Consider the following 24,130-nt stretch of genomic DNA (forward strand, 5'->3'; position numbering starts at 1 on the left):
GCCCATTCATCGCGATCCCTTCTAGCCTCTTGGGGTGTGATCCCCTGCTTTCACAACAGTCATACCTGCGCCCATCAAACCCTTCGCTGAAGGATCAGTAAGGAATCACTATCTTTTGATCCAGAACGGCATCCGGCTGCGCCACCAGCGGATCCAGCCAGTCCGCTTTGGCCCGAGCCCAAGACAAATATTCACGTTGCTCATCATTCAACCCGGTGTCGCCAGCCGCCCGGTTTTCCATGGCCAACAGATAAGACCGAATCACCTGCGCTTGCTGCCAGCGAAGCGCGGCCACCTTGAGAACCTCCAGCTTCTCCTTCTCTGCATCCTGCATGGCTTTCTGTGCCAATGCCTCACGTCGCTGAGCCTGTCTCAGCTCCTCCGCGCGCGCGCACTCTTCGCGGAACTGCAAGATGCTCAGAGCCCGTTTGGCCATCCAGATGATGAGTTTGTTCAGCTGATCCTCCACAACCTGGTGCGAGCCATCTTTGACCGAGCCGCCATAACCTCCACCGCTGCGAATCTCCAATCGTCCAGACGGGGTATAGCGATAGCGCGGCCAGTACGCCCAGTCGCCCCGCGCTTTGGCCGCACGCTCTGCATCACTAGGCACATAGTCCGAGCGCTTCGTCGCTTCAAAAATGCTCAGAGACAGACATACACCAAACATTTGTACATCCAGGTGATGCTCGCCCGGCACCAAAGAATACCCGCGCTTCTCCAAGGCCCTCACCAGTGCATTGGCGATGCGCAATGCACGCGGACGTTGCTCGTCTGAGACAGCAATATTGAGCCCCTTGCCACCAGGCAACGGCAGACCCCGGCTGTCTTTATATTTGGCCTGAAAGCCATCACGTGTGGCAGCGACAAGCGGATGCCAACGCGTACCGCGTGTCGGCACGTTGATGAGATGTGCAGGATCCTGCTCGTAGGCAATTACGGTGGCCAATCGTTCATCAACCAGTTCTGTCGCCTCCGAACGAGGGCGATGGACTTTCAATGGCTTCAGCAAATACCGAGGATCGCCGTTGTAGGCTTTAAGCCGTGGTTTAGGGGGAATGCTTCGCCCTGACTTTACCTTGGCCCAGTGCCCACGCGCCGGTGTTGGCACCTGCAAACGCCGACAGAGCTTTTTAAGTCCAACATCAGACAATCCATAGCGTGGGGCAACCAGCGTCACCGGCTCAGCCCAGACCTCATCTAACAGGTGGGCGCGGTCGTACTCTTCTCTCATTGCAGAGGCCTCCATCGCTGGATAGAAACGGCACTACAGCGGGTGCAAGCCCCTGAAGTATTCGGTGCGCCATGCCGTACGTGTCGCGCGCATTTGCATAGCGGCTTAAAGACTCTTAACCATTTTCAGCATATGCAGCCCATGCAACTGCTCATCCCACAAATAGCCTGCTAGCTTTGAAATGCTTGCGAACCATTCTCCGCGCTCGCCCTCAGCTAACAACACAATCCGTCGATTGCTGACAAAGTCCCCGTCCCAGCTCATGGAGTACTCGTCGATCTGAAGTTTTTCACCGGGCTCAATCACTGCACCCGCAGCGATGCCATCGGCGAATGCACTGCCAGACTCCTGGTATTCGTCGACACCGTCGTCTGTGCTCGCATAAGCGTACAAAGATCGTCGGATGTAAGTAACTTGCTGTGCAGTACGATTCAACAGCCACACAGGCTGTTTGTCAGAGCAGCGCAAGAAGTAAGGAATAGTCAGATAGATCCCTGGCTCTGCCTCCTGCTCGAAGGCTTCGAGATTAGCCTGTGCGAGTAGATCAGCGATCTGGCTGCGACGTTGCGCGAGTGTGCTGAAGACATCCTCATCCGCAAGTGGACGACACCCCATGAAGCACTCCAGCGCGTCGCACGCGGACGTTAGTCGTGCGTATCGTGCCAGCTCATTGGCATAGCGCTCTGCTACTGAGGGATGGCAGCCATTTGCCCAGCGTGCAGCTCGGCTCATGACTTCGTCGTAGATAGGGCGATGAAGCATCGGATCCTCACTTGATTCGAACTTAATGAATCCCACTTCAAAACCTGCGGCGGGTGCACCATTGGCTTCACCCCCGCCAACGTGGCCATCTGGGTAACCCCTTACTCACACCCGTGTTCGCGCCGATTGAAAGCTGACCCACCTACCGATTGATTTGCCCCAGGGCACACTAGGGCTCGAACGAGTACGTGTGAGTATTCGCAATCAACACCTGTTCAAGAATCCTTCCCCCTGGATGCAACTCGACAGATCAGACGCGCATCCAAAAGCGCATGGTGTGGAGGCGCTTCTGGATCAGCGTCACCAACGTGGGCTGCCATATCCACTTCACGACAACCCACCACATTCTCCGGAAGCCCTGAAGATCCAAGCAGCTCAAGCAGCAAGGGCCAATCCCAATTCAGCGCATCTCCCACGATCTCGACGAATCCTTGTTGCAGCAGGAATGCCTGTAACCTGGGCGAGGCCTCCTTTCGGCTTACTCCGTACCTATCTAAATCAAGCTGAGGCAAGACCGTTTTCTGTGTGAAATCACTGCATGCGTCTTCCGACCAACCGTCCAGCAGCTCGACATAGAACTCGGCGTCATCAGCAGATACCAGCGCAAGAGAAATCAACTCCCTGGCGATGCTGAGGCTCGTAAATTCTGTGTCGAGGTACAGCGTCCTAATGGCCATGGTGCATTACCCCTCAATACCAGGATTAGATAGCTCCTTCTGCTGGTGAGCACACATACACCTGCATCTAGGTTTGCCCTGAAAGACCGGACTACTGAACATGCCGAGGAGTCAGATACACGCCTTTTTCTTGAAGCTTGAGAAACGCCTGGAGTGACTGACGACCGCCATGCAGATGGAAGCTGGCAATCACGTAAAAGCTACCGCTACGTGTACGCAACACCCAAAACGATCCGTGCTGTTCCGCACGAAGGATGTCGGATGTTCTCAATCGATGGCCGTCTTGAAAGCGCCCAAACGGATCCGCTTTGCTATGCCGGAACATCACACCAAAACCACAACAGGCGACCACCATTACTTCGGTTAGATATGCGGTCACAGGCTCACAGAAGGGATAGTTAAATGCCTGGGCCAAGCGTCGCGCCGCGTATGGCGATGTGGGACTCATGCGACTTGTCCCCTTGCTGGCAAAGTAAGTACCAAACCTGGATTGAAGCCCGTGTCCTCACCGGGGTATCCCCTGGGGTTACACACGACGCGAGTACCCGCCACGTCATAGTCGACTGCCGTGTGCGAATGACCGTGAACCCACAATGCCACCTGGTCGTCCCCCATCAGGTCTTCCCAACGATTGGCATACGCAGCATCCATGTGCCCCCCAGCATGGGGGTTGTCCTGGAGAGAACGCAGGGTAGGAGCGTGATGGGTGATTACCACGGTGAGCCCGTCAAAAGGCTCAGCCAGCTTGGTGCGCAGCCAATCGCGGGTTTTCACGGCCTGCTCCACCAAGTCAGCGGGCCGGATACGGCGGTAGTTATCCGTACGGATCTGCCGGAAATCGTTCATCGCATTTTGCGCACTGAAGGACGCGATGGGTGGATTGCCAGTGGCCGCAAAATCCGTCCACATCGTTGCGCCGAGAAACCGGACACCCGCGATGATGGCCTCATCTCGATCCAACACCCGCACCCGCTCATCCTGAGCCATACGCATCTTTTCTAGGGTGCGACTCAGATGGCCACCGTAATATTCGTGGTTACCCGGCACGTATAGAACAGGGCCAGAGAAGGTCTGTTTGGCCCACGCCACTCCACGCGTTTTGACATCGATGTCACCGGCCAAGATGACCACGTCAGCGTCCAGCACCTGCGGGGTAAATGCGCTGAACTCATTGTGCAGATCGGACAGCAAGTGGATACGCATCGTCATGTCCATGGCGTTGAAAGTGAGTTACGACTCGCCGAAAAAGTCATCGCGCGCAATCCGACCAAACACTTGGTCGTCTGCTGGTTGATCGTCATCAAACAAAGAGTGGATACGCCGCTCCTGGCGCAGATAGGCCAACGCACCGAAGAAGCAGGATTCACAAAGAAGTACCTGGTACCGCTCGCCATCATGCTGCGAGCCATACCCCCACAACGCCTGCAAGGTACCGAATTGCTGGCCGTAACCCGGTACACGCGTGGCGCCTCCACACACGGCGCAACGGATGTCGGAATCACTCTGGCCTTGCTCACTCATCACGGTCACTCCTCATGTCCTGGGCGAATTCGGCGACCCTGGGTCGTCCCGCCCTTTAACGGATCCGGTGTTATGCGAAGCCCGGTTCGAATCCCCCAAGGAAGGCCTGGCTCAGAAACGGATGCGGCCCACCGTCTCCAAGGCCGCGCGTTTGCGCTGGCCATCGCCCAACATCAGATAAGTGGTGTTCAACGATCTGAACAGGAAACCCTCCTCCAAAACCGACAGAGGAGAGGTACGCACAACATCGCCCACGTCCCACCTGCGGGACGAGTCGTACACCACACTGTGGGCATACAAGATCACCGGCTGACGCTGCGTTTTTTCCAGTTCGATGCGCTGGGCTTCGCTCACATCGAGATCGATCCAACGCCAGCCGCGGACAAGACAAAATACGGAATAGGGGAAGCGCTCACGCGCAAAAACCAGGGCCTGCTCATCCGTCATCGGCGAGCCGGTCATGGGCTCGCCAGGACTAAAAAGCAGGTCAGTGATCGTTTGGAGGTCGTCCATGGCACTGCCCTCAGTCATCCAGATCGTCTTGAAACTGGGCCGGCCTTGACAACGGCTGACTGAAAAGACATTGAAGTTCCGCCCAGAAGCGATCCATCGATAAGGCCAGGCTGTAATCAGGAGTATTGATGTACCGAAGCTGAAACTCCTGACACAGCAAAGACGCCACTACATCTGGAGCAATGTTCTCGCTGATCTGATAGAGAAAGAGGTTGGTCGGGCGCGTCCTGATATACCGCGCGCTTGCTAGTTCGATAGCGCGCATCATCAGCGTCGGATCAGCCTCAAGTGCCGTCGACCAGCCCAGCACTCGCTCGGTTTTGAGGTCTTGAACAAGTGCGCAATGCAGCAGACCGTCAGTTGTACGGAGAATGGCAACATCGACAATCCAGTTGCTTGCCGGGCTGGCTTTGATGTCACTGAAACGTTGCTTTAAAGGCTTCATTTCCGTCGCTCCTCAGTGCAGACAACGCCGCGATTGGGCAAGGCGCGCGGAATCAAAAAGATCGATCAGGTGCAGCAGCGCCTGCCGCCCCCCACGGGAAAAATTCACAACGACCAGGCAATCCTGCTCGCGCGTTTTGATCAGCCAGCGCGAGCCGCAGTCGATGATCTGAGTAATGCTCCCGGAGATCAGCTTTTCCCCCGTCGCATAGCCCCAGGTTTTGTATGCCTCCCCGACCAGACATCCGGACACCACCGTGGCGTCGACGATGTAACCCGTGATGACTTCGGGGTAATCATCCAGCAAGGCGTCGGCCAGCTTGGCTTTCTTGAGTAGCGTCAGCATGTGGAATCCTCATACTGGTCAGCGAGCTCCCGGATCGTGGGCTTGCGCAGCTGCGCCGTAAGCGCCAAGTCTGCATTGCGTACCAACAACCCTCGCTGGCCACCCACCGAATCCTGAGGTGGCGTGATGACTTCAATCTTGGCGGAACGCCACGTCTTCGTCAGGTACAGGGTCTTGGTCTTGAGCTGCTTGGAGAGCTCAGCGGTGGGGCTGTAAGTCAGCAAAAACTCGATCAACGCTGATACCTGGATGACATCACGCTCGGCTCTGCCATGCGTCTGAACGATGCTTTTGAGGTATCCACCCTGGATCCACTTTTTGATCACACCAGGTTTCCAGCCAGACACCTGAGCCAGTTCATCGACACTCAGCACTACGTCAGGGTCGTTGTCGCGAACCCGTTGCTCGATCTCCGTCTTGTTGAATTGCAAGCCGGCCAGCCCCGCGAGTGAGCTGATGTGAGCCACGGGCCGCACAATCCCTTGCAGGATGTCCTGCAATACCGACGCGATCTTGCTGTTAGAAATGCCATGCTTGGCGGAGATGTCTTGAATGCCGATCAGCTGTGCTGCTCTGGGCTTTTTGCGGACACATCCCACTAGTTGCTGAATCACCTGATCGACATCTGCGACTCGGAATTCGCCGGCCACGAGTACCGGTCGCTCGCTGCGCTTGTAGCGGCGCAAACCACCAGCCTGGATAAACCGCTCGAAGAAATTCTTCGAGACGTTCAGGCGTTGACGGGCTTCCGTCGCAGAGAGATAGCTCGCTCGATCAGCGGCAATCTGGTCGAGGGTTGCGCGGTGGACGACAATAAAACGACTTTTCCCCTCCTGATGAACCTTTCCCTGAATCTGCTGCGTAATCACCAAATTGGCCAGGATGTCGGGAGCCACGCCTAGCAGCCGTGCAGCTTCTGCCGCCGAGAACCACTGCATGGCATCTGCGTTGCCAGCCCCAAACATCTGGGCGCGTGCGCTGACGCCCAGCCTCCCATCGAAGTGCTCAGCCACCTGTGCCTTGAAGCGATCCCGCAGAAAATCAAAGCTCGGCGCCGCATAGGTACTGAAAAGTTCCCTGTACCAAGTACCGATTCGCCCGGCCAAGCTGACCCCTTCACCCTGAATGAGGAGGTCTTCCAAAACGTCATCGAAACAATGAGGCCACTCACCCAACAGCGACTCCAAATACCCCACCATCGCCACGGAGTCTTCAAAAGAGGAGCTGGCAGCAAAGCGAAATTTGGGGGGAAGCTGATCACTCATGCGCCCCTGCGCTTTCGCCAGCATCAGCAAAAAAGCGGGTAGCAAAGGCTCAAAGCTCAGTTGGTGAAGGGGCAGGGGTAGCGCCTGCCGGCTTGGTGCATCCACATTCTCCAACAGGGCTGAAAGCCCAGCAGAAAACGCTGACGCAGGCTCACTGATGGCATGGCAATACTCATAGCCGCAGTCACAGTGCATCAACGCTCGGCGCGTCAGACAGATCGGCTCTGCACACTGCGGGCATTGGCTGAGCAATTCTGTCTGATGCTTATGGCAGGCGATTACCAGCACATGAGACCACGCCTCTTGTGCCACTCCCTCATCAGCCAGGCATTGAGGGCAGACAGGCGAACATTGGCTGCGCAAAAACGCTTTTTGTCCCAGGTAGGGCGCCTGGCCTGCACTCGCTGGCATCAGGTCATGCTCAGTCAGCTCAAAGCATGCTCGAAGTCGCTCCGGCTCTTCCGGTAGATAGCTGACCTTCATGGTCATGCCGACATCTGCTAGCAGTGCATGCGCCGTTCCGTAACCATTTAGCTCGGCTTTGCGCATCAGCAAGGAGTTCAAGCTTTCACCAGGCTTGAGGTTGACACTCTGAAAAAATGACATGGCGTCGCCTCCTTACAACTTAGGAATCGGCAGGTGCGCTTGTTGGAGCACTTTCATGTACTCCGCATTCAGCTCCTGCTCCGAGATGTGAGTGCTCGGCGAGAACGGATTTCCGGTGAAGGGCTGATGGTTAATGCCATGCGCGTAAGCCTTGGCCAGACATTTCAGGTCGATTACTTTGCGGGGGTTGTCTGTCTCGGCATGGCTGAGGAAGTCGATCAGGACACCAAACCGCCCCATGCACGCGGCGTATAGGCACTTAAGTGAATCAGGGTCATCAAGCACGGTCTTCCAGCCATGCTCGCGATACGCCTCCGCAATTAACGACACCCCTTCGGCAAAGTCCTGGCGATGCCTATCACTGCTCCAGGCGTACGGATAAATCAGCTCCGTAGCCAGGCAACGCCGTTGAAACGCAGGGTCAACATTGATAAAGCGCTGGGCCGTTGGTAATCCCACCAGGATCAAAGAGATGTCACACTGATCAAGGATGAATTGCAGAAAGTTCACTGCAATTTTCATTTTCGCAGCACTGAGGTTTTCGGCGAGGTGTTGAACTTCATCGAAGATGATCGTCTTGACCTCAGCGACCTTCAGTTGCGCAACTGCCTGCTCAACTACGTCCGTGGTGCTACTTCTACTCAACGTTCGGCCTTGAAGGCCTCGAATAATGCTCAAAGCCATGGATCGCTGATTGGGCTCTACAGGGCAGATCACGTGGATCACCGGCCTGGTGATCTTGCCTTGCGCCGACTGCTGTTGAGGGAACTCGGATACCCAACCCGTAACCGTCTCGGTCTTGCCCACACCCGCGCTACCAAACATTGCAAAAATCAGGCGCTCTCCCCGCAGCGATTGTTCAATCACCCCGCGACCGCGCTCATACGCTCGCAGCAGATGGCCGTGGAAAAAGCCCTCCGAACGCACCACCTTCGTCGCCAGATTCGTCATTACTTTTTCCTCCGGTGGGGTTTCACTGCCGCCTCGCTGGGTTCAGGCGATACCAGCGGCACATCAACCACCGGCTGCTGAGCGGATGTCGCAATTGCCGCTTGAGCGCGCTCGATGTCGCGCTCGGCCTGGCGATTGCGGTTAATACGCCCCCGTTTGCTCTTGCTGGCATGGGCGTCTTCGATAATCTGGTGTTGACTCTGTACATACTCGGCTCTTGAAATCTCAAGATCCGTTTTGTAGTTCAAACTGCGGTAATACTTGGCCTGCTCAAAACTCATCGCCGGCATATGCGGATTTTTGTTCGGCACCACATGCCAGTTTTTGCTGTCGCTATCTAGAACATGAATTGCACTGCAATCGATAGGATTCACATACGCTTCAACTTTCTGCCTGCCATTTGTCTTATAGAGACCAGAAATATATTCACTCTGATATTGCTGGCATTGATAGTTTAGGCCTTCCCGCGTCACATTGAGTTTGACCTCTAGATGATGACGGCAGGCTTCCAGCAGCTCTTCGGCTGAGGGCGCTGGAAATAGCACATATTGCTGGCTCAAGATCTCTAGCGCCTGAGCCGGGGAGCAAGCACGATTAAACTTACTCGTTAGACGGTCGCTATTTTTTAGGTGATACGTGTCCGTGATCCAGCGGATAATCAGCGAATTCAATTCATCGAGTGTGAGCTTTGCCGTTTTCTCAGAATTCTCTAAGGCATGCTCTTCACGCTTGTCATGCGAGTATTTCGCGCCAGGCAATTTTTTGATCAACATCGTGTGCAAGGTGCCAAAAAACCGTTCGATAAAGGGTTTTTGGTAGGGGGCGCCAGCGATGCAGTATTCGAGCATCATCGACAAATAACGGGCTGCCTTTACGACCATCGGGCCATGGCAATCGGCGCCGTTATCCATTACCAAGGTGCGGATATCAGCGGGAGCAGGCCACAAGTGAATACAACCGTGCTGTTGACGAAACGCTTCACCTTTCGGTGAAAAAGCAAACTGGAGAGCTTGCAGAACGCCGATCTGACTGGCCGGCTGAATGGTCAGAAAAATACCGACAATCGTCTGCGTCGCAGTGTCGATAAGCGCGTAAAGAGTCGGACTTCCGATGATGTTACCGAACGCATCGACGAGCAAAATATCCAATACGGTTGAGTCCAGTTCAACTCGCGCATAAGGCTCTTGCACATCGAAAAAGTGCAAGGCATTGCGCATGATCAAACGAAACGTCTTTTGGTTCAGTCGGCCTTTCAATTGCTTAATATTGAGGCTTTCAATAATTCGACCGACTGCGCGCCGTGAAATACCGCCCAATTCAACATTTAACTCAGAGGATTTTTTGTCGCACCGAATATTAATGGTTTCGACAATGTCTTTAACACTGAACCCTGAGCTATTGCAGTATTTCTCTTCCAACACATTGATGATGATGTCTTCAACATGTGGATCCAGCGACAACGAGCGGTGTACACCTCGAAGTGAATATTTGGGCGCTAGACAACTTGGTGACTTAGCCTGCTTATAGATTTGCCAGTATCTTTCAATACTCCGCCGCCCTGGAATTTTTCGCTTGCCGCCGTATTCCTCCTTAATTTTCTCGTAGATATAATCCCAAGTGCTGTTATCGATGTATTTCAGAATAATCTCGATGTACTGCTGACGCTCCTCCAGCACTTTACTTTCATTGCCCATGAGTTTCCGGGGCTCGAAAACTTCTTCGACACCTTCGGCGTTCTGCTTGCAGACCACCAGTCGAAGCTCACCCGCTGCGACCTTATTGCGGAACTCATCGCTTTCAAAAACGTACGTCTCACCCACCGGGCCAAGCAGTACGACTTGGCGCGCCTTAGTGTGGATGTTCGCAATGACGTACTGCCGGCCATCACTACCGGCAACGAGACCATCGACTTTATAGCGCCGTGGACTGAGATAGCTGTCATTGACTACGGCCATATCACAGCTCCACGAACATCAGGTGATCGAGGCTGCCATGTGCCGCTTCAACGCAACTGCTGCTGCTAAACAGGGACTGACGCAGATCGGCGCGCAGCACGCCATGAGCCAAGCCAAAAAAGATGTCGGCGCTAGACAAACCGGCAGATTGCTTGAGCTCCAGGGTTAGCCAACGCTCTTGCTGCGCCAGAGCCCGGTGGAGTTTTTCAATCGCTACCGTGGCGTGGCGCCGCTGCCCCTCACTGCTAGCCTTAAGTAGATTTTCGATATTCGAGATGAAAACCGGGGTGAACTGTTCCTCCGTCAACGTGGTGAACGACTGGCCATATTTGTTGAGGATTTTTTCGGCCAGCGCGTGCTTCTCCGCATGCTGCTCCAGAAACGCACGTGGCTTGCTCTCACACACACCCTGCTGGCCATCGTCGCGCTCGTATGCGCTGTCGACGGTGTAGCGTCTGACAGTTTTCCCTCCACGCTTGGGCAAGTCAGCCAGACGATCCACCAGAGTCTCATTGTCCAGATCGATGCACACCGCCTGATCGCACAGCCGCTTGATTCCCACTTGCACGCTCAACAGCAGCAGGTGGTTGCGCTCCAGAAAGCTTTGACCTGCAACCCAACCCGCGTCATTACGCGGTGTTGGCACGACATAGGCCTTGTGGCCACGCTTAACGCGCTTGGCTACATCGCGGAAAGGTTTACGGTTTTTGGCTCTGGAAGGCATTTTTAGTGGAATCTCCTAGAAAGGACATTTACATTCATAGTCAACCTTGGTAGGGTTGTCAACAAATTTAAATGACCGTCCAACTTAAACCAGAGAATCCGCTATGGGCCGCCGCGTCGACACCAGTTGGTATGACACCTACCAAGAGGGCATCGCTTTGGAGCAGCAACCCCGCGAACAGCGCTTCAGCGATCCGGAAGTCGCCACTCAACTGGGCCTGAAACCCAAGACTTGGTCACGCATCAAAATCGCCGGGCGCTTTTTGGATGGACTCACACCGGCCTTTGACAGGGCCAGCCTGCACTGCGGTTATGCTCCCCTAGAGCGCCTGGCCAAGCTGGGATCGATTGCCCCCGAGGTCGCGCAAGAGGTACTCCATGCGGTACTGAGCAACCAGCTGAAATTGCATGATCTCGAAGCACTGGTTCGCAACCAGGCTACCACCACAGCGGAAAATCCAGCTCTACGCCCCCTCCGCGCGACCGCCTCTAAACACGCGCTGTACCAGCGCATGGAAGACTTTTTTAGCGCCTCAGACCTGTACGCGTTTGATGCCTACCAAGGGCGCGTGCTACGTCGGCGCAGCACCTTGGGCGCTCCAGGTGGTTACTATGTGTACAACGCTAAAGGCAAGCTCACCTGCGTGGTGCTATGCATTCAGCCGGGTGCGTGGCGCGATCCAGCCACCGCAGCACGGGAGCTCTATGAGCACGCGCTGTCGCAACGCGCGGTGGCACCGCACATCTGGTGTGTGTTCGAGCGGGCTAACGTGGTACTCCAGCGCCTGGCCGAACTGAGCCTGCATTGGGGCGGTTCACCTTATGACCCCAAAGGGCAGTGGCTGTACTTGGCGCATTTCGACGACCATGGCGTGCTAGAGGTGCTGTTCGAACAGTACTTCACCCAACTGATCAAACAGCTTCGGACTGGCGCAGGGCTGATTGAGCGGGCGGAGTTGTACTGCTCGATAGAGGCTGCCGATGGGCAACCCTCTGGCGAGTTGGTGGCCTTACGTCCGCTGTTAAAGCTGCCGAAGCATCCCACCAAAAGCCGACTGTTCCGCGAAGTCGTCCAATCCCGTATCAAGGCCGTGGGCGAAGAGGCTAACGCAAGCCCAGTTGAAAGGCGCGGCGCCCTGGAGGTCGATCTCGGCCTGTAGCCGTGCATGATCCGCAGGACTGCGCGTAATAGGACGTTCTGTTCAATTCGCCCCCTCATCTGACCCTGGATCGGTGACCGCTCGGCCTACTGCGGTCACCGGACTACGGCTCTGCGCTATACCAGAGACCAGGGGACTGGTTGGCTGCGGATGCAGGGGTAGGTCATGAAACGAGCCATCGAGCAGGAGACGTTGCAAGCACTGGTCGAGACTGGGGCGGCGCGAGAGTTTCGCGTGCTGCGCGAAGGGGAGGCCTGGCGCCTGGAGCTTCGCCTCGGGGTGAAATGGCTACCGGTGCGCTCGCGGCGCGAACCAGTGCGGCTGTGGCGCTCGCTGACGGCGGTGGGCCGGTTTTGTGCAGGGATAGGGATCAAGGCGCTGACGGTAGAGCTGTAAATTCGCTGCTGATAGCGCCATGGGCTCCTCAGGCCGCTGACTTTGCCGCCAGCCGCATCTGCCTCAGCAGATTCCACATACGTCAGACGAGGCTTTAAGGACTCGCTTTTTAAGCCTTACCAAAGAGCTTGGAAAAGCTTGAATGCTTGGCTTCGCGCCAGGTTTCGGTCAAATCGCCATTGAGTTCAAGGGCTTCAAAAATTTCCCTAACCTGATCGTTGGTGATCAATTTCGCCGTGAGCATTTTTTTCAGCAACTCATGGCCATGCCAGACCGTAATGCCAAAGACGGTGGCCAGCTGATGCATCCCCAGATCATCAGTGACCACAATGGCATTTCTGATTTGACCGAAGGCCAACACGCGACAGTCTGTGGTGGACGGTGGAGAGCGCTTTAGCGTGGTATAGGGGACTGGGTTCATCAAGACCCAACCGTGCAGCACGCTTTGCGCTGCATCCAGCTGGGCCTTTTCTTCTGCCTTGAGGCGTACCTGCTTCGCACCCCGTTCAGCAGCAACCTCCTCGCCGTCAAACCAGGGGTACTTAAACCTCAGCGCACCATTGCGATGCACTTCCGTCTCTACGTCTTTAAGAATGGTCAGTGCATAGTTTTTTTGACCAAACGCGACGCCAAGCATCGGCCTAACACGCTTAGCGAGACGGAGATAGGCATTCGTATCCAGCAGTACCAGCGTCTGCGCAGAACTCAACTCGCCAGTTCCTCATGGATCCCCACTGCATCCACAAGAGAAATGTCCATAATTTGCTGAACATACGAGGCGCCCGTGCCGTGCTCGTGAATCATGCACTTCAGCGCATGGAAAAACGCCGACTGGAAAACGTTTTCTGCGGCTGCTATGTACTGTTCGGGCTTCGGCGGAGCGGGGTCAAACAAGGCCGCGCTCACCCACTGAGGTGCAGAACTGTTGCGCACCGCATGAATGGTCTTGTCAGCCACGCGTAGCGGCTGGCGTTGATGCTCCCGTGCATAGGCTTGCACCTGCTGGAACACGGTATTCAACGAAATCTGATGCTGTGTCGCGTATTTTTGCAGGACAGGAATTTCCCCCGCAGCGCCAGACGCTTTCGCCGCTTCGGCATACGCTAACTCAGCGCAGGCTTCCGGAAATAGCACCGTACCTGCTAAGGCATCCGCAAAATCTTCCCCTTCGTCACTGCCAGCCAGTTCTGGGGTATAGACATGCGCCAGCTCATGGGCCATCCAAAATTTGAAGTCTTCCAGCTTCGTGTCCAGGTTAACGAACACGAACGTCACGTCTGAAGACGGTAGCAAGATATGCAGAGCATTCTTGTGCTGCTGCTTTTGCCCCCAGAGCACGGGCACAAGCACAGCACCACACGACTTGAACTCGCCAATCAGCGCTTGATAGCCAAGGACGCTGCGCTCGCCAATTCCCAGTTTACTGCGCACCTGCAACGCATCACTTTGCAGCCGCGCATAAGACGTAGAAGGCGAAGAAATCTGGGTACGCAAGGTCGGCAGTTTTGGCAAGAAGTCCACGAGGGGCTTAAGCAGGCCTCCGATGCCGATGGCTTTGGCAATGTGCTCATCCGTGGTCTTGGTGCCAGCCCGCTTGCGGAAAGCCACGACGGGCTGATCCTTCGGCGGCTCCACCAACTCAGCAAAAGACAGACATAAGGTTGTCGCCAGCTTGAGCAGCTTATCAGGACGCGGGAAGTCCTTACCGTTGAACCAGTTGGTTACGGACTGCGCCGAAACCCCCAACTGTTCTGCCAGGTATTTTTGTGTCCAGCCACGCTGGGCTAGAGCCGCACGGAGCGACTCAACATGAAGGGTATTTTGCATAGCTGGCCAGTGTAGTGCCCGGCTCAGAAAAATCAAGTTTAATCAAGTTTATCACGCTGAATGCTCACCCGAGAGCAGCTTGCTTCAGCATGCGAGTGCCTTTCCACCTGTCGTCCTGCCGTCCGCGCGCAAACTGAACGTCCTTGGTATGGTTTTCTGTCATAGAGACAGCCATGGGCGATGGCGCCGTCCAAGGCTCTTATCCCAGCAAGACAACCCGATCAGCGCCCCCTCTTAGGCTTACCTTTTGCTCTCTTCTGCTGGCTCTCATAAGCCCTGCGCATTGCGCGATTCATGAATGCTGGCTGTCCCAGATCCGCTGACATAGTGGGGCGAGAGGCTTGGGGATACTCAAACGCTTGGAATGGCTTCGCCACCATGGTGGAGTCTTGAAAAATACCCACCTCATCACATGCTTCTCTTAGCGCACGCTCTTCCTCTGGGATCAGTGGTTGGTCTAGGGAAACGAACAGAAAATCTTGCGAAGATGCTTTTTCAACCAACGGCTCTGAAGCGATACCTACAACCTCAAGAGTGTCGGGAAACTTAAGCTTCAATCCATTGCAGTAGGTCAGCAGCAACTCCACACGAGCAGCGCGATAGTCCTGATAATCGAGTGTGGCTACCCTAGGAACGGTCAGAAACACGTACTGGCGATGGGGGTGGGCAGCACTGGGCATTATCCTGGCAAATTTATGCCCAGGCTTAGACTGACTCAATGCATACCTGAACGCCTCTGCGAGGATGCGCCTAGAAAAACGTGTCTCACCAGCTAGAGCCCGCACCACACGCTCGTGGTCATCAATTGAAGCGCTCTCGAAGAATGGGGAGCCCGCCTCTCCAGACCGAATGAATCGACTCTGATACTCGATAAGCGCATCCCACATGTAGCTCCCTGCATCGGCCTGACAACGAGCTCGCTGCTGGCTTGCATGATAGTGCTCCCAGTCACCCTCCACTAAGGCTACATAATTAACTCCATCGGGAACTGCGGGTAGAACGTGCTGACCGTCCTCAAAACTCATTTGGTAACGTGCAATCAGCTGTTCTTCCCCCGCAACCGTAACCAGAGGAACAGAGGTTAGAAAACGCTCCTTGGCATCGAAATAGGCAATTAAGTCAGGAACGGTATCGAGTTCCTCTAGGAGAATGTCCAGAGTCATTTCATCCAGGATATGGACGAAGCGCTTCTTACCGGCAGGCCAACCAATGCGAAACGGCTCCTGCAAATGAGCTCGTCCCTCCAGGCTAGTGTCGATCATCAAGCTGCCAGAACTTTGCTTATCCCAATACTCATGGGCAGCAGCATATGACCCTCTCGTCACAGCTATCAGATGAAACCTGGCTGAGGTTGGGTCAGGAAGCTGGAAGGGGAAGGGGACGGAACAATTCTTGTCCAGGAAGATACGTCCTGGATGGGACTTTAGGAATTTCTCCGCACCGATGAGCTGCCGTACGGATTTTTCAACTGCACTCTTGTACCAGCGTCCCCAGGCCACCTGTATGTCTGGATGATCAGGAAACTCACACGCTTTGTCAGAAAAAATCAGGACGTCGTTGCCGAACACAACCAGTAGGTCGCACAACTCTTTGCCATCACCTTTTCCCTGCGAACGTCCCTCATCGGTGTGTACGTTGGAATAGCTCCATAGGCTGAGGAACGCTCGGCGGGCCAGCTTTGCCAGATAACGTTCGGATTCTGTTTTAGCCTCAACCTCGACTGCCGACTCCCACGCGGTTTTCTGCTCCATGCGTTTCTCCAGCCAAAGCTATTTCAGAGTGTCTACACGCTAACTTTCCACTGAGTAAAGAACTACAAAGTCTGTACTGAACATCACACTGCATCCCCAAACACCGCCTGTTCCAACACCTGATGCTGCCTCTGCCAATCCGGCATATGGCTGGCCACTAGCGCCCAAAAGGCCTTGGTATGATTCTTTTCCACCGTATGGCACAGCTCATGGACGATGACGTAGTCCTGCACTCTGGCCGGTAGCTCCATTACCCGAGGATGAAACTCCAGGATGTGGTTCGCATCGCAGCTTGCCCAACGGCTTTGGAAATGACGGATACGTACCCCCGCAGCCAGGAGTCCAGTCTCGCGTTGCCAGTGGCGAACACGTAGCGGCAGCTTCTCGTACGCCCGATCCCTATAGAACCGCTCCAGCAAGGGCATCAGTGCGTCGGGATGAATACTCAAGCCTTCAGGGTTATCAACGATGAAGCGTGACGCAGTGAAGGCCAACCGAGGTTTGAGGGCGTCTGGCACATGACGAACTTCGGTGTAATAGGTGCGCCCTGCATAGCGTAAGCGGCTACCCGTCACGATAGGCTCACTAGCCAGAGGCTGATTCACCTGCGCCAATTTTTCCCGAATCCAGCGTGCGCGGCGCAGCACCAAAGCCTCTTGCTCACGCTCATCCACCTGCGGCCCACGCAATAGAACAGGCCGACCCCGTTCTACGGTCACGTAATGGCGCTTGAGTTTGCTATCGAGCTGGAAGTACCACTCGATAGCCGTTTGGCCGTAATTCAATACTGGCATGGATGGCGCCGCTTCAGTTTTTCAGCAAGATATCGAAGATACGTTTGGCGTGATCACGCGCCACTGAACGCTCCCAGCCTGCCAGAGGCATCAATACCCCACGCAGGTGGTCTCGAAAGTCAGGGTGCGTATCTGGCATTTTCTTCCAGTTTTCAGTCGCCAACGCACGGCTCAGCATTTCATCTTCGAACAGCTTGGTCGTTGCCACTCTTGCCGTGTCCTCGGCCAGTTGGGCGGCAAGGTAGTGGTAGACCGCCGAGTGTGCGGGCTTTTCAAAACCAGTTTTGTCCTTGTCCTGAATGCGCTGGCTGAAGAGCTCCAGTTGCTCCAGAAACTTGGCTTGGGTAATGCGACCCGCCTTTTCTTCTTCCAGCAGCTTTTCCAGCTCCTCAGCTATCTTGTCGAAGAATGCAGGATCCTTGTCCTTGCCGGTGACGATGGTTTGCTTCAGCTGGTTTTTCATCACCAGAGCACGGCTACCGGGGCTCGCCAGTTTCTTTAAACGCTCCATATCACTGGCATCCAGAATCGACACCTCATGACCCAGTAGGCTTTTGGCCGGACTGGCCGCGATGTACTCATCCAGCAGCTGTTGCAGCAGCGCGGACTCCAGTTTGGTGATGCGTTCCTTGTAGGTATTACCCGGCAGTTTGTCGCGCAGCATCAGGCGAATCTCACCTAGCAGGGTGAAATAGGGCTTGAACGGTACGCCACGTACGTCCGGCAGGATGATGTCCACTGAGCGGTTGAACTGCTTCACCAAATCGAGGAACTCTTCGACCATGTCCAGCCGGGTGGCAGGATCAAGGAAGCGCTCGGCGTCGTCTTTGTAGGCCTCGCGCTGCGCCACTGGGTCATGTTTTTTCGGCAGCAACTTGAGGATGCGGTCGAGCGTGGCTTGCAGTTTAGGCAGTTCGGTTTCAACACCTTCCCAGACCTGCGAAGGTTTCACCTCGCCGCCATAAATTTTCAGGGCGTGATCAAGGTGATCAACCACCCCATGGTAATCCACGATGTAGCCAGCATTCTTGCCAGGCAGGGTGCGGTTCACTCGTGCGATGGCCTGCAACAGGGTGTGTTCTTTTAACGGCTTATCAAGGTACATGGTGCCGACAATTGGGGCATCCCACCCGGTCAGCAGCATGTCAGAAACGATGATCAGCCCGACATTGTTCGCCTGCGGCTTACCATCAAGCCCTTTACTTTCTTCCCCGTAGGGCAGGGGAAACAGCTTGCTGACGAAATTGCCGATCTGCTCAGACGGCATGGCCACCGGGGACTTTCCGGCTTTCAACTCAGCCTTGATACGCTCCTCGATACTGCGAATTTTGTCGGTCTCAATCTCGTACGCTGCCGCCTCTTCCATGGCAGAAGCGCCCGTACGGGAAGAGGTGATGCTGGCAAGGGATATCACCACCTTGCTGTCAAAAGTGGGCAGTCCCTTGCTCGCCCGTTCGACCATGATCGCATCGAGCAGATCCTTATAGCGCACCGCCATGTCGCGGCCATCGCACACCAGCATGGCCTTCAAACCTTTGGTCTTTACGCTGCTGAGGAAATGCTCAACCAGATGTTCGGCGACCTGCTCCATGCGGTCACCGGCCTGACGCCAGCGGCGCAACAGCTCACGCTTCAACTCGTGCTGGCGAACTTCACTCTGGTCGGCGAACTGCTCTTTGAACGCGGCATCCAGATCAGAATTGGCTGACAGCGCCACCCAGGCATCCTGGTATTTGATTGGCAGGGTTGCGCCATCCGCCACCGCTTCATGCAGGCGGTATTCGTCGATGTACTCGCCACCGCCAAACTCGCCCAGCGTGTGTTTGTCCTCTTGCAACAAAGGCGTACCGGTAAAGGCGATGAACTTTGCGTTGGGCAAGCTGGCACGCATAAATGCGGCGAGGAAGTCGTACTGACTACGGTGAGCTTCATCGACCAGCACATAGAAGTTGGGCTTGGTGCTCAGTACGCGGAAGTGCACCTTCTCCCGGCTGATCTCTTCCCACTTGGCTTTTACCGAAGCACCGTTCTCATCCACCGCCAGGTGTTGAACGTTGCGCTCATGCACGATGAAGAAGTCCTTTTCCTCACGAATCCGCCGGTGACGAGTCGCTTGCAGGGCATCATCTTCTTCGTCCGGAGTCTCAGCGGCCTGCTCACTGGGCTGATCGTTCTCCTGGAACTTCTGCACAGTGCTGGTGAACACGCTGCCGTAGTCGTTGGACAGCATCTTCAGCAAGCCATCAACCGACACGGCCTGAGCTGCCGTGATACCTACTGCATGGAAGGTATCTAAAATCTGTTTGTCGAGGTCTTTACGGTCGGTCAGTACCAGCACAGTAGGATTGTTCAAACCCGTGCTATCGGCCCGCAGCATGCGCGCGAGCAGGGCCATGGTCAGTGACTTGCCGCTACCCTGGGTATGCCAAACAACACCTCCCATGGGTTTCGGCGCGCACAGCCGGTCTACCGTTTTGCGTACGGCCCGCCATTGCTGATAGCGCGGCAGCTTCTTCACGGTCTTGCCGTCGCGGGTTTCGAACAGCACAAAATGGGTGATCAGTTGCAGAAAGCGGCTCGGCTCGAACAAGGCCCACAGGAGACTGTCCTGCTCACTTGGCGCTTCTCCTAACAGGGCGGTAACAGCGGCAGTCTCCAGCGCCTGCAAACGATAGCGGGCGTAATAGGCAGGCTTGGTTAGGATCGCCCCATACAGCCCTTCACGCCGATTAAGCCCAACACAGACTTGGTTGAATACAAACTGGGTAGGGAAGGTGTTTTGGTAGCCATCCAACTGGCCCAAGGCTTCGTCCAAACGGTGATGGCTGGCTTTGCATTCGATGATGGCGAGCGGCAAGCCATTCACAAACAACAGCAGGTCTGGGCGGAAAACATCCCCATCCGCATTGCGCCCCACGTACTGATCGACCACATGAAAGTCGTTGTTGCTGGCATCACTGGCATCGAAGAAACGCACACTGCGCGGCTTACCCTCGACATCCTTCACCTGAATATCCGAACGGTGAATCACCTGTTCCCAGAACGCTTTATTGGCAGGCAACAGCTCATCATTGACGCGCTTGCGCAGCTCGATCAACGCCGCGCTGCTACCACCGGGGGCGCTCGCCAGCCATGGGTTGAGGATGAGCAACCGAGCCTGCAACACATCATCCAGTACCGGAGCCAGATGGCGATGCTCCACCTGTACCTGGGTACCAGGCAGATGGGTGTAGCCCAGCTTGATCAGCCAGTTGATAGCGGGCAGCTCGACCCCGACCTTCTCTGGTGACTGGCTCATTGCTTACTCCTGTTCCTTGGAGGTTTCCCTCGGACGACTGCGATACCAAACCACCGTAGCGCCTTTATCGGCTTGGCTTTGCTTACGAATTTCAAACTGCTGGGACTCATGGATGACATGACGCCAGCTTCCGCAGCCATAGCGCTTGGGCGTCTGCTCGGGGTAGGTCTTGGCTATCCAGTGAATGGCTTCAAAAAGGGGTGTCCACCCTGCCTGAGCCAGCTTGGTTTCCGCTTCACGTAAGCAGTTGGTTATACCGCTGCTAGCCCAGTGTACGGTGCCACCCGGCCCAATACCGTTGATAACGAAATCCCTGTACTCCGGGGTCTGCATAAAAGACACCATGAGCTGTCGAGCCTCATCCATGGATTTGGCCCAATCGCGCAGTGTCAGGTAGTGGCCGTCGATGGTTTCGTAACTTTCATCGAGATAAGAATCTGCGTCTATACAGCCATCGACACTCCAAAGGTCGAAGCGCTGAAGAAAGTGGTGAACCAACTCGTTACGCAGGTTAACCAACTCCTTGAGCGCAGTTTTGGTTTCGGCGTAGCGCTCCTCGGGTAACTCCATCTGACATCGGAAGCTAACCCATATCTGTTCAATAGGCTCAACCTGCTCTGACTCGTCAGCTAAATCCGGCAGTTTCAGATAGCTCTCGGTCAGCATCCCCACCAAGGTGCCCAAGGTCTTCTTATGGGCGCAGGCGACCTTCTCGTCACGAATCGCCTGAAGTCGTTCTGGAGGGCCACTCAACTCACTATGGGCCACCATGGCCTTGAGCAACCGCTCGTACTGCTGCAACTGCAACATGCAGCGCCCGAGCTTGCGCTGCACGGTGCGCTGAAGCTCAGGCACAGGATCTGAGGGTAGGGGGATGATTTCGTCCATGAAGAAATGCTCAGGCTATGCCACTAGGGCTATCGAGCTTGACCCGCCATTCGCCGGTTAGCAGTTTTTGCATCAGGCCACGCTTGAGGTTTTGATACTCAGACCGCTTCCTTTGCAGGGCACTAGTTTTCTCTTCGCTGGCTCCCAATATCTCAGCGATTCGTTGCTGCTCCGCGAGCGGAGGTACAGGAATCCGCTTTTTCAGCCAGTCCTTGGGTTTGAAGAGAAACTTCTCGATGTCCACACCCTGACTACAAACAAGAAACAGCTTTGCATATTTCAGTAACTGAACCAGATAGCTGAAATAGGTTACGTCAAATCCTTCTTTTGCTTGAAGCACAAGATACTCGTTTGAAACCAATGCGCCCGCAAGGTGCTCGGGAACAATTCCACACGCGCCATGGACAATCTGACGCTCTGAGATAAGGAAGTCTCCTGCTTCAAGAAGAAACTGGTTCTTGACCTTGATATTTGCTCCAGGTAACTCATCCCTAAGCTCGACCCCACCATAACGCCGCTTCACCGTCACTCTCCGGTAAAGCTGATCGTCTGCCATTTTGATAGGGCGTTCTACAACGCTTAAGACTTCACCAATTTCCTTTACAGACCATCGCTCAGGAATCGCCCCCAGCTCACCGTCATTGAACTCAGTGCGCGGATTTAAACGACCAGTAGCATCTTGGGTGCCCACGCCACGGCTGAACAGGGTTTGCATCAGGCCCTTTTTTAGGGTCTGGGTGACTTCAATCTGGTGGGCAATTATGTCTAGCTTGTCATCCACCGCTGTAAGGATGGCTGCGATTTTCTGTTGTTCTGGGAGTGGTGGGGTGGCAATTTCTAATCCGTCAATAAGCCCCTTGCTCAAGTTAGGTTGCGCAGCGCCCTGACACATCGAGAGCAGCTTTTCCGCGCTGTTTTCCATCACCCAGAACAGATAATCATTGTCGAGGTCGTATCCCACAGTTCGAATAGAGAGCACTGCTTGATTGATAGCAGCATCGATTTTCAACCGAGCAACCTTTCCAGCTGTTGCGCCGTACATTGCGACCAGTACAGAGCCACTTTCAGCTATTTTTGCCGCTGACTCTGAGAGAGCAATTTCCGAAATTTTCTCCTCTGTTTTCGTAATACTTCTAAGATTAACTTCTCCGGATTTTACCCAAGGAATATTGCCACCAAAGTATTCAGGTTTACTCCTGTCTGGAGTCCCCCCAGCATAGCTATTGGTCAAGGAAGATAGGCGTTGAAGCCGCCAGTCTTGAGGCAGTATCTCCAGGTGTTGAGGAGCATTCATTCCTTGGCCTCCAGCAACCCCAACTCCATCAGATATCCATTCAGTCGCGCATCGATTTTCGCTTCTTCATTGGCCAGAGCTGACAATTGCGCCAGTGTGGCATACACGTCCACGGTCTCTTCGGTTTCGCCGTTATCGATATACCGAACGATGTTGAGGTTGCCGTTGTTGCTGCGAATTTCCTCCAGCGGCACCACGCGGCAGTAGTTCTCGACCTCGACTTGCTGCTCTAATGCCGCCTTATGTGTGCTGATAATGCGCGTGATGTCTTCAACGCGTAGGCTGTTCTGCGCCTTGCCTTCTAAGTAGTCACGGCTGGCATCAATAATGATGACTTTTCCCTTAAGACCGCGCGGTTTGTTCTTGTTCAAAACCAGTACACAGGCCGGGATACCGGTGTTGTAGAACAGGGCAGAGGGCAGGCCAACGATGGCCTCGATCAAATCGCCCGGCTGATTGCCACTAGCGGCGTCGGTGCCGAACAGCAACCCCTCGCGAATCTTGCCTTCCTCGCCACTGCGGAACAGCACACCATGGGGCAGGATAATACCCATGCGGCCATCAGCCTTGAGGCTGGCCAGCATATGCTGAGCGAAGGCGAGGTCGGCATAACCGCGTGGTGGGATACCATAGACCAGCCGGCCATAAGGATCACTGACCAATTTATAGTTGGGAGCTTTGGCCTTCTTGCCGCTCTCCTGCTCGTTCTCTTTGCTTAACTCCAGCGGAGTCCACCAAGACTTGGCCGAGAACGGCGGATTGGCGATCACCCGGTCGAAGGTCTTCAGGTAATCACCGTCGAGGTGCTTGGGCTCGACTAACGTATCGCCGCGTTCAATTTCCGCACGCATGTTGTGCAGGTAAAGGTTGAGCTTGGCGATGGCCCAAGTCCCCAGGTTCTTTTCCTGCCCATACAGCAAAACATTAGGCTTGCCCATCAGAGTGCCATTGGGCAAAGCGGATACATGATGGGCACTCTCTACCAGCATGCCGCCGCTGCCGCAGGTGGGGTCATACACGCTGTGACCGGGTTGCGGGTCAATTAGCTCAACCACCAATTGCACCACAGCCTTAGGCGTATAGAACTCGCCACCTTTTTTACCCGCGTCGTCGGCAAACTGCTTGATCAGATACTCATAAGCATCGCCCAGCATGTCGGCCTTGTACAGGTCATCATTGCCCAACTTGTACTGGTTAAAGTGGCGCAGCAGACGCTGCAAAGTGGCATCCGACAGCACCCGCTTATCGCCGTACTGCGTAGCGGTCAACACATGTTGCAGTTCAGGGTTGTTGGCCTCGATGGTCGCGAAGGCCTTGTCGAGGGCTTCACCAATATTCTCGGTGCGCGAGATCAAATCGAACCAACGGGCACTGATCGGGAACTTGCCCCATTTGTCCTCAATCTCGTCCTGAGCATCGCCAAAGCTCAAGCCTTCGCTCTTCATCAGCTTGGCAATACGCTCTTCGAACACGTCGTTGTAACGTTTGAGAAAGAGCAGGCCGAAAATGTAGTTCTTGAAGTCGGAGGAGTCGATGGAACCGCGCAGGATGTTGGCGGACTCCCAGAGCCAGGACTCCAGCGTTTCGAGTGACAGCTTGTCAGCCATGGGTAAATCAATCCCTATACAAAGCACGACGCCCAGCACCTGGCGATTGCTGCCATGCCGCCTAGGCGCATCAGAAAAAATGTGGGCTCGATTCTACAAGTCAACGCCACTTGAAGCC

23 protein-coding genes are annotated in these 24,130 nt (G+C 55.0%); 2 read left to right on the forward strand and 21 right to left on the reverse strand.

The features are described 5' to 3' along the window. Positions 1 to 94: 94 nt before the first annotated feature. The 13 genes from ACIGKL_RS14375 to ACIGKL_RS14435 all read right to left on the reverse strand — a co-directional run bounded on the left by ACIGKL_RS14375 (position 95) and on the right by ACIGKL_RS14435 (position 10,998). Positions 95 to 1,234 (reverse strand): hypothetical protein, encoded by a 1,140-nt coding sequence (locus ACIGKL_RS14375; RefSeq protein WP_397487294.1) that lies wholly within the window; start codon positions 1,232 to 1,234, stop codon positions 95 to 97. 105 nt (positions 1,235 to 1,339) lie between these two features. Further along, positions 1,340 to 2,032 carry a hypothetical protein gene (locus tag ACIGKL_RS14380; protein ID WP_397487295.1) on the reverse strand — a complete coding sequence of 231 codons (693 nt, stop codon included), beginning with the start codon at positions 2,030 to 2,032 and terminating at the stop codon, positions 1,340 to 1,342. Positions 2,033 to 2,211: 179 nt separating this feature from the next. Then, positions 2,212 to 2,673 carry a hypothetical protein gene (locus tag ACIGKL_RS14385; protein ID WP_397487296.1) on the reverse strand — a complete coding sequence of 154 codons (462 nt, stop codon included), beginning with the start codon at positions 2,671 to 2,673 and terminating at the stop codon, positions 2,212 to 2,214. Between the two features lie 91 nt (positions 2,674 to 2,764). Continuing rightward, a complete protein-coding gene (locus ACIGKL_RS14390; RefSeq protein ID WP_397487297.1) occupies positions 2,765 to 3,121 on the reverse strand; it encodes a hypothetical protein in 357 nt (118 codons plus the stop codon). Then, a complete protein-coding gene (locus tag ACIGKL_RS14395; RefSeq protein ID WP_397487298.1) occupies positions 3,118 to 3,876 on the reverse strand; it encodes a metallophosphoesterase in 759 nt (252 codons plus the stop codon). The genes ACIGKL_RS14390 and ACIGKL_RS14395 overlap by 4 nt, the downstream gene beginning before the upstream one ends. A gap of 27 nt (positions 3,877 to 3,903) precedes the next feature. Further along, positions 3,904 to 4,194: a hypothetical protein gene (locus ACIGKL_RS14400; protein WP_397487299.1), complete on the reverse strand. Its 291-nt coding sequence runs from the start codon at positions 4,192 to 4,194 to the stop codon at positions 3,904 to 3,906. 111 nt (positions 4,195 to 4,305) lie between these two features. Continuing rightward, a complete protein-coding gene (locus ACIGKL_RS14405) occupies positions 4,306 to 4,707 on the reverse strand; it encodes a DUF6957 family protein (protein WP_397487300.1) in 402 nt (133 codons plus the stop codon). Positions 4,708 to 4,717: 10 nt separating this feature from the next. Then, positions 4,718 to 5,152 (reverse strand): hypothetical protein, encoded by a 435-nt coding sequence (locus tag ACIGKL_RS14410; RefSeq protein ID WP_397487301.1) that lies wholly within the window; start codon positions 5,150 to 5,152, stop codon positions 4,718 to 4,720. Positions 5,153 to 5,164: 12 nt separating this feature from the next. Beyond that, the gene (locus ACIGKL_RS14415; protein ID WP_397487302.1) at positions 5,165 to 5,497 is read right to left on the reverse strand and encodes a hypothetical protein; all 333 of its coding nucleotides are present in this window, start codon (positions 5,495 to 5,497) and stop codon (positions 5,165 to 5,167) included. Continuing rightward, on the reverse strand, positions 5,491 to 7,368 hold the full coding sequence (locus ACIGKL_RS14420) for a TniQ family protein (RefSeq protein ID WP_397487303.1): 1,878 nt from the start codon (positions 7,366 to 7,368) through the stop codon (positions 5,491 to 5,493). Before ACIGKL_RS14420 ends, ACIGKL_RS14415 begins: the two co-directional genes overlap by 7 nt. Before the next feature lie 12 nt (positions 7,369 to 7,380). Beyond that, positions 7,381 to 8,319, reverse strand: coding sequence for a TniB family NTP-binding protein (locus tag ACIGKL_RS14425; RefSeq protein ID WP_397487304.1), 939 nt, complete (start codon positions 8,317 to 8,319; stop codon positions 7,381 to 7,383). Beyond that, positions 8,319 to 10,274, reverse strand: coding sequence for a transposase (locus tag ACIGKL_RS14430; RefSeq protein ID WP_397487305.1), 1,956 nt, complete (start codon positions 10,272 to 10,274; stop codon positions 8,319 to 8,321). Before ACIGKL_RS14430 ends, ACIGKL_RS14425 begins: the two co-directional genes overlap by 1 nt. Before the next feature lies 1 nt (position 10,275). Further along, the gene (locus tag ACIGKL_RS14435; protein ID WP_397487306.1) at positions 10,276 to 10,998 is read right to left on the reverse strand and encodes a hypothetical protein; all 723 of its coding nucleotides are present in this window, start codon (positions 10,996 to 10,998) and stop codon (positions 10,276 to 10,278) included. 103 nt (positions 10,999 to 11,101) lie between these two features. On the opposite strand from ACIGKL_RS14435, the gene ACIGKL_RS14440 reads away from it, so the two are divergent. Continuing rightward, positions 11,102 to 12,157, forward strand: a complete 1,056-nt coding sequence (locus ACIGKL_RS14440) for a hypothetical protein (protein ID WP_397487307.1) — start codon at positions 11,102 to 11,104, stop codon at positions 12,155 to 12,157. Positions 12,158 to 12,322: 165 nt separating this feature from the next. After that, entirely contained in the window at positions 12,323 to 12,553 is a 231-nt protein-coding gene (locus ACIGKL_RS14445; protein ID WP_397487308.1) for a hypothetical protein, read from the forward strand. A 109-nt stretch (positions 12,554 to 12,662) separates the two neighbouring features. Here the strand turns inward: ACIGKL_RS14445 and ACIGKL_RS14450 are convergent, their stop codons facing one another. From ACIGKL_RS14450 to ACIGKL_RS14485, 8 genes are all read right to left on the reverse strand, one after another. Next, positions 12,663 to 13,262, reverse strand: a complete 600-nt coding sequence (locus tag ACIGKL_RS14450) for a hypothetical protein (RefSeq protein WP_397487309.1) — start codon at positions 13,260 to 13,262, stop codon at positions 12,663 to 12,665. After that, entirely contained in the window at positions 13,259 to 14,380 is a 1,122-nt protein-coding gene (locus ACIGKL_RS14455; RefSeq protein ID WP_397487310.1) for a helix-turn-helix domain-containing protein, read from the reverse strand. Before ACIGKL_RS14455 ends, ACIGKL_RS14450 begins: the two co-directional genes overlap by 4 nt. A gap of 221 nt (positions 14,381 to 14,601) precedes the next feature. Beyond that, positions 14,602 to 16,131 carry a hypothetical protein gene (locus ACIGKL_RS14460; RefSeq protein ID WP_397487311.1) on the reverse strand — a complete coding sequence of 510 codons (1,530 nt, stop codon included), beginning with the start codon at positions 16,129 to 16,131 and terminating at the stop codon, positions 14,602 to 14,604. Positions 16,132 to 16,214: 83 nt separating this feature from the next. Continuing rightward, positions 16,215 to 16,925: a SprT family zinc-dependent metalloprotease gene (locus ACIGKL_RS14465; protein WP_397487312.1), complete on the reverse strand. Its 711-nt coding sequence runs from the start codon at positions 16,923 to 16,925 to the stop codon at positions 16,215 to 16,217. A 13-nt stretch (positions 16,926 to 16,938) separates the two neighbouring features. Then, on the reverse strand, positions 16,939 to 20,223 hold the full coding sequence (locus ACIGKL_RS14470) for a type I restriction endonuclease subunit R (protein WP_397487313.1): 3,285 nt from the start codon (positions 20,221 to 20,223) through the stop codon (positions 16,939 to 16,941). 3 nt (positions 20,224 to 20,226) lie between these two features. After that, the gene (locus ACIGKL_RS14475) at positions 20,227 to 21,111 is read right to left on the reverse strand and encodes an OST-HTH/LOTUS domain-containing protein (protein WP_397487314.1); all 885 of its coding nucleotides are present in this window, start codon (positions 21,109 to 21,111) and stop codon (positions 20,227 to 20,229) included. Positions 21,112 to 21,121: 10 nt separating this feature from the next. Beyond that, positions 21,122 to 22,405 carry a restriction endonuclease subunit S gene (locus tag ACIGKL_RS14480; protein WP_397487315.1) on the reverse strand — a complete coding sequence of 428 codons (1,284 nt, stop codon included), beginning with the start codon at positions 22,403 to 22,405 and terminating at the stop codon, positions 21,122 to 21,124. Further along, a complete protein-coding gene (locus ACIGKL_RS14485; RefSeq protein WP_397487316.1) occupies positions 22,402 to 24,012 on the reverse strand; it encodes an N-6 DNA methylase in 1,611 nt (536 codons plus the stop codon). Before ACIGKL_RS14485 ends, ACIGKL_RS14480 begins: the two co-directional genes overlap by 4 nt. Positions 24,013 to 24,130 lie beyond the last annotated feature (118 nt).

Source organism: Pseudomonas sp. NPDC077186 (genome assembly GCF_044543505.1).
GTDB lineage: Bacteria > Pseudomonadota > Gammaproteobacteria > Pseudomonadales > Pseudomonadaceae > Aquipseudomonas.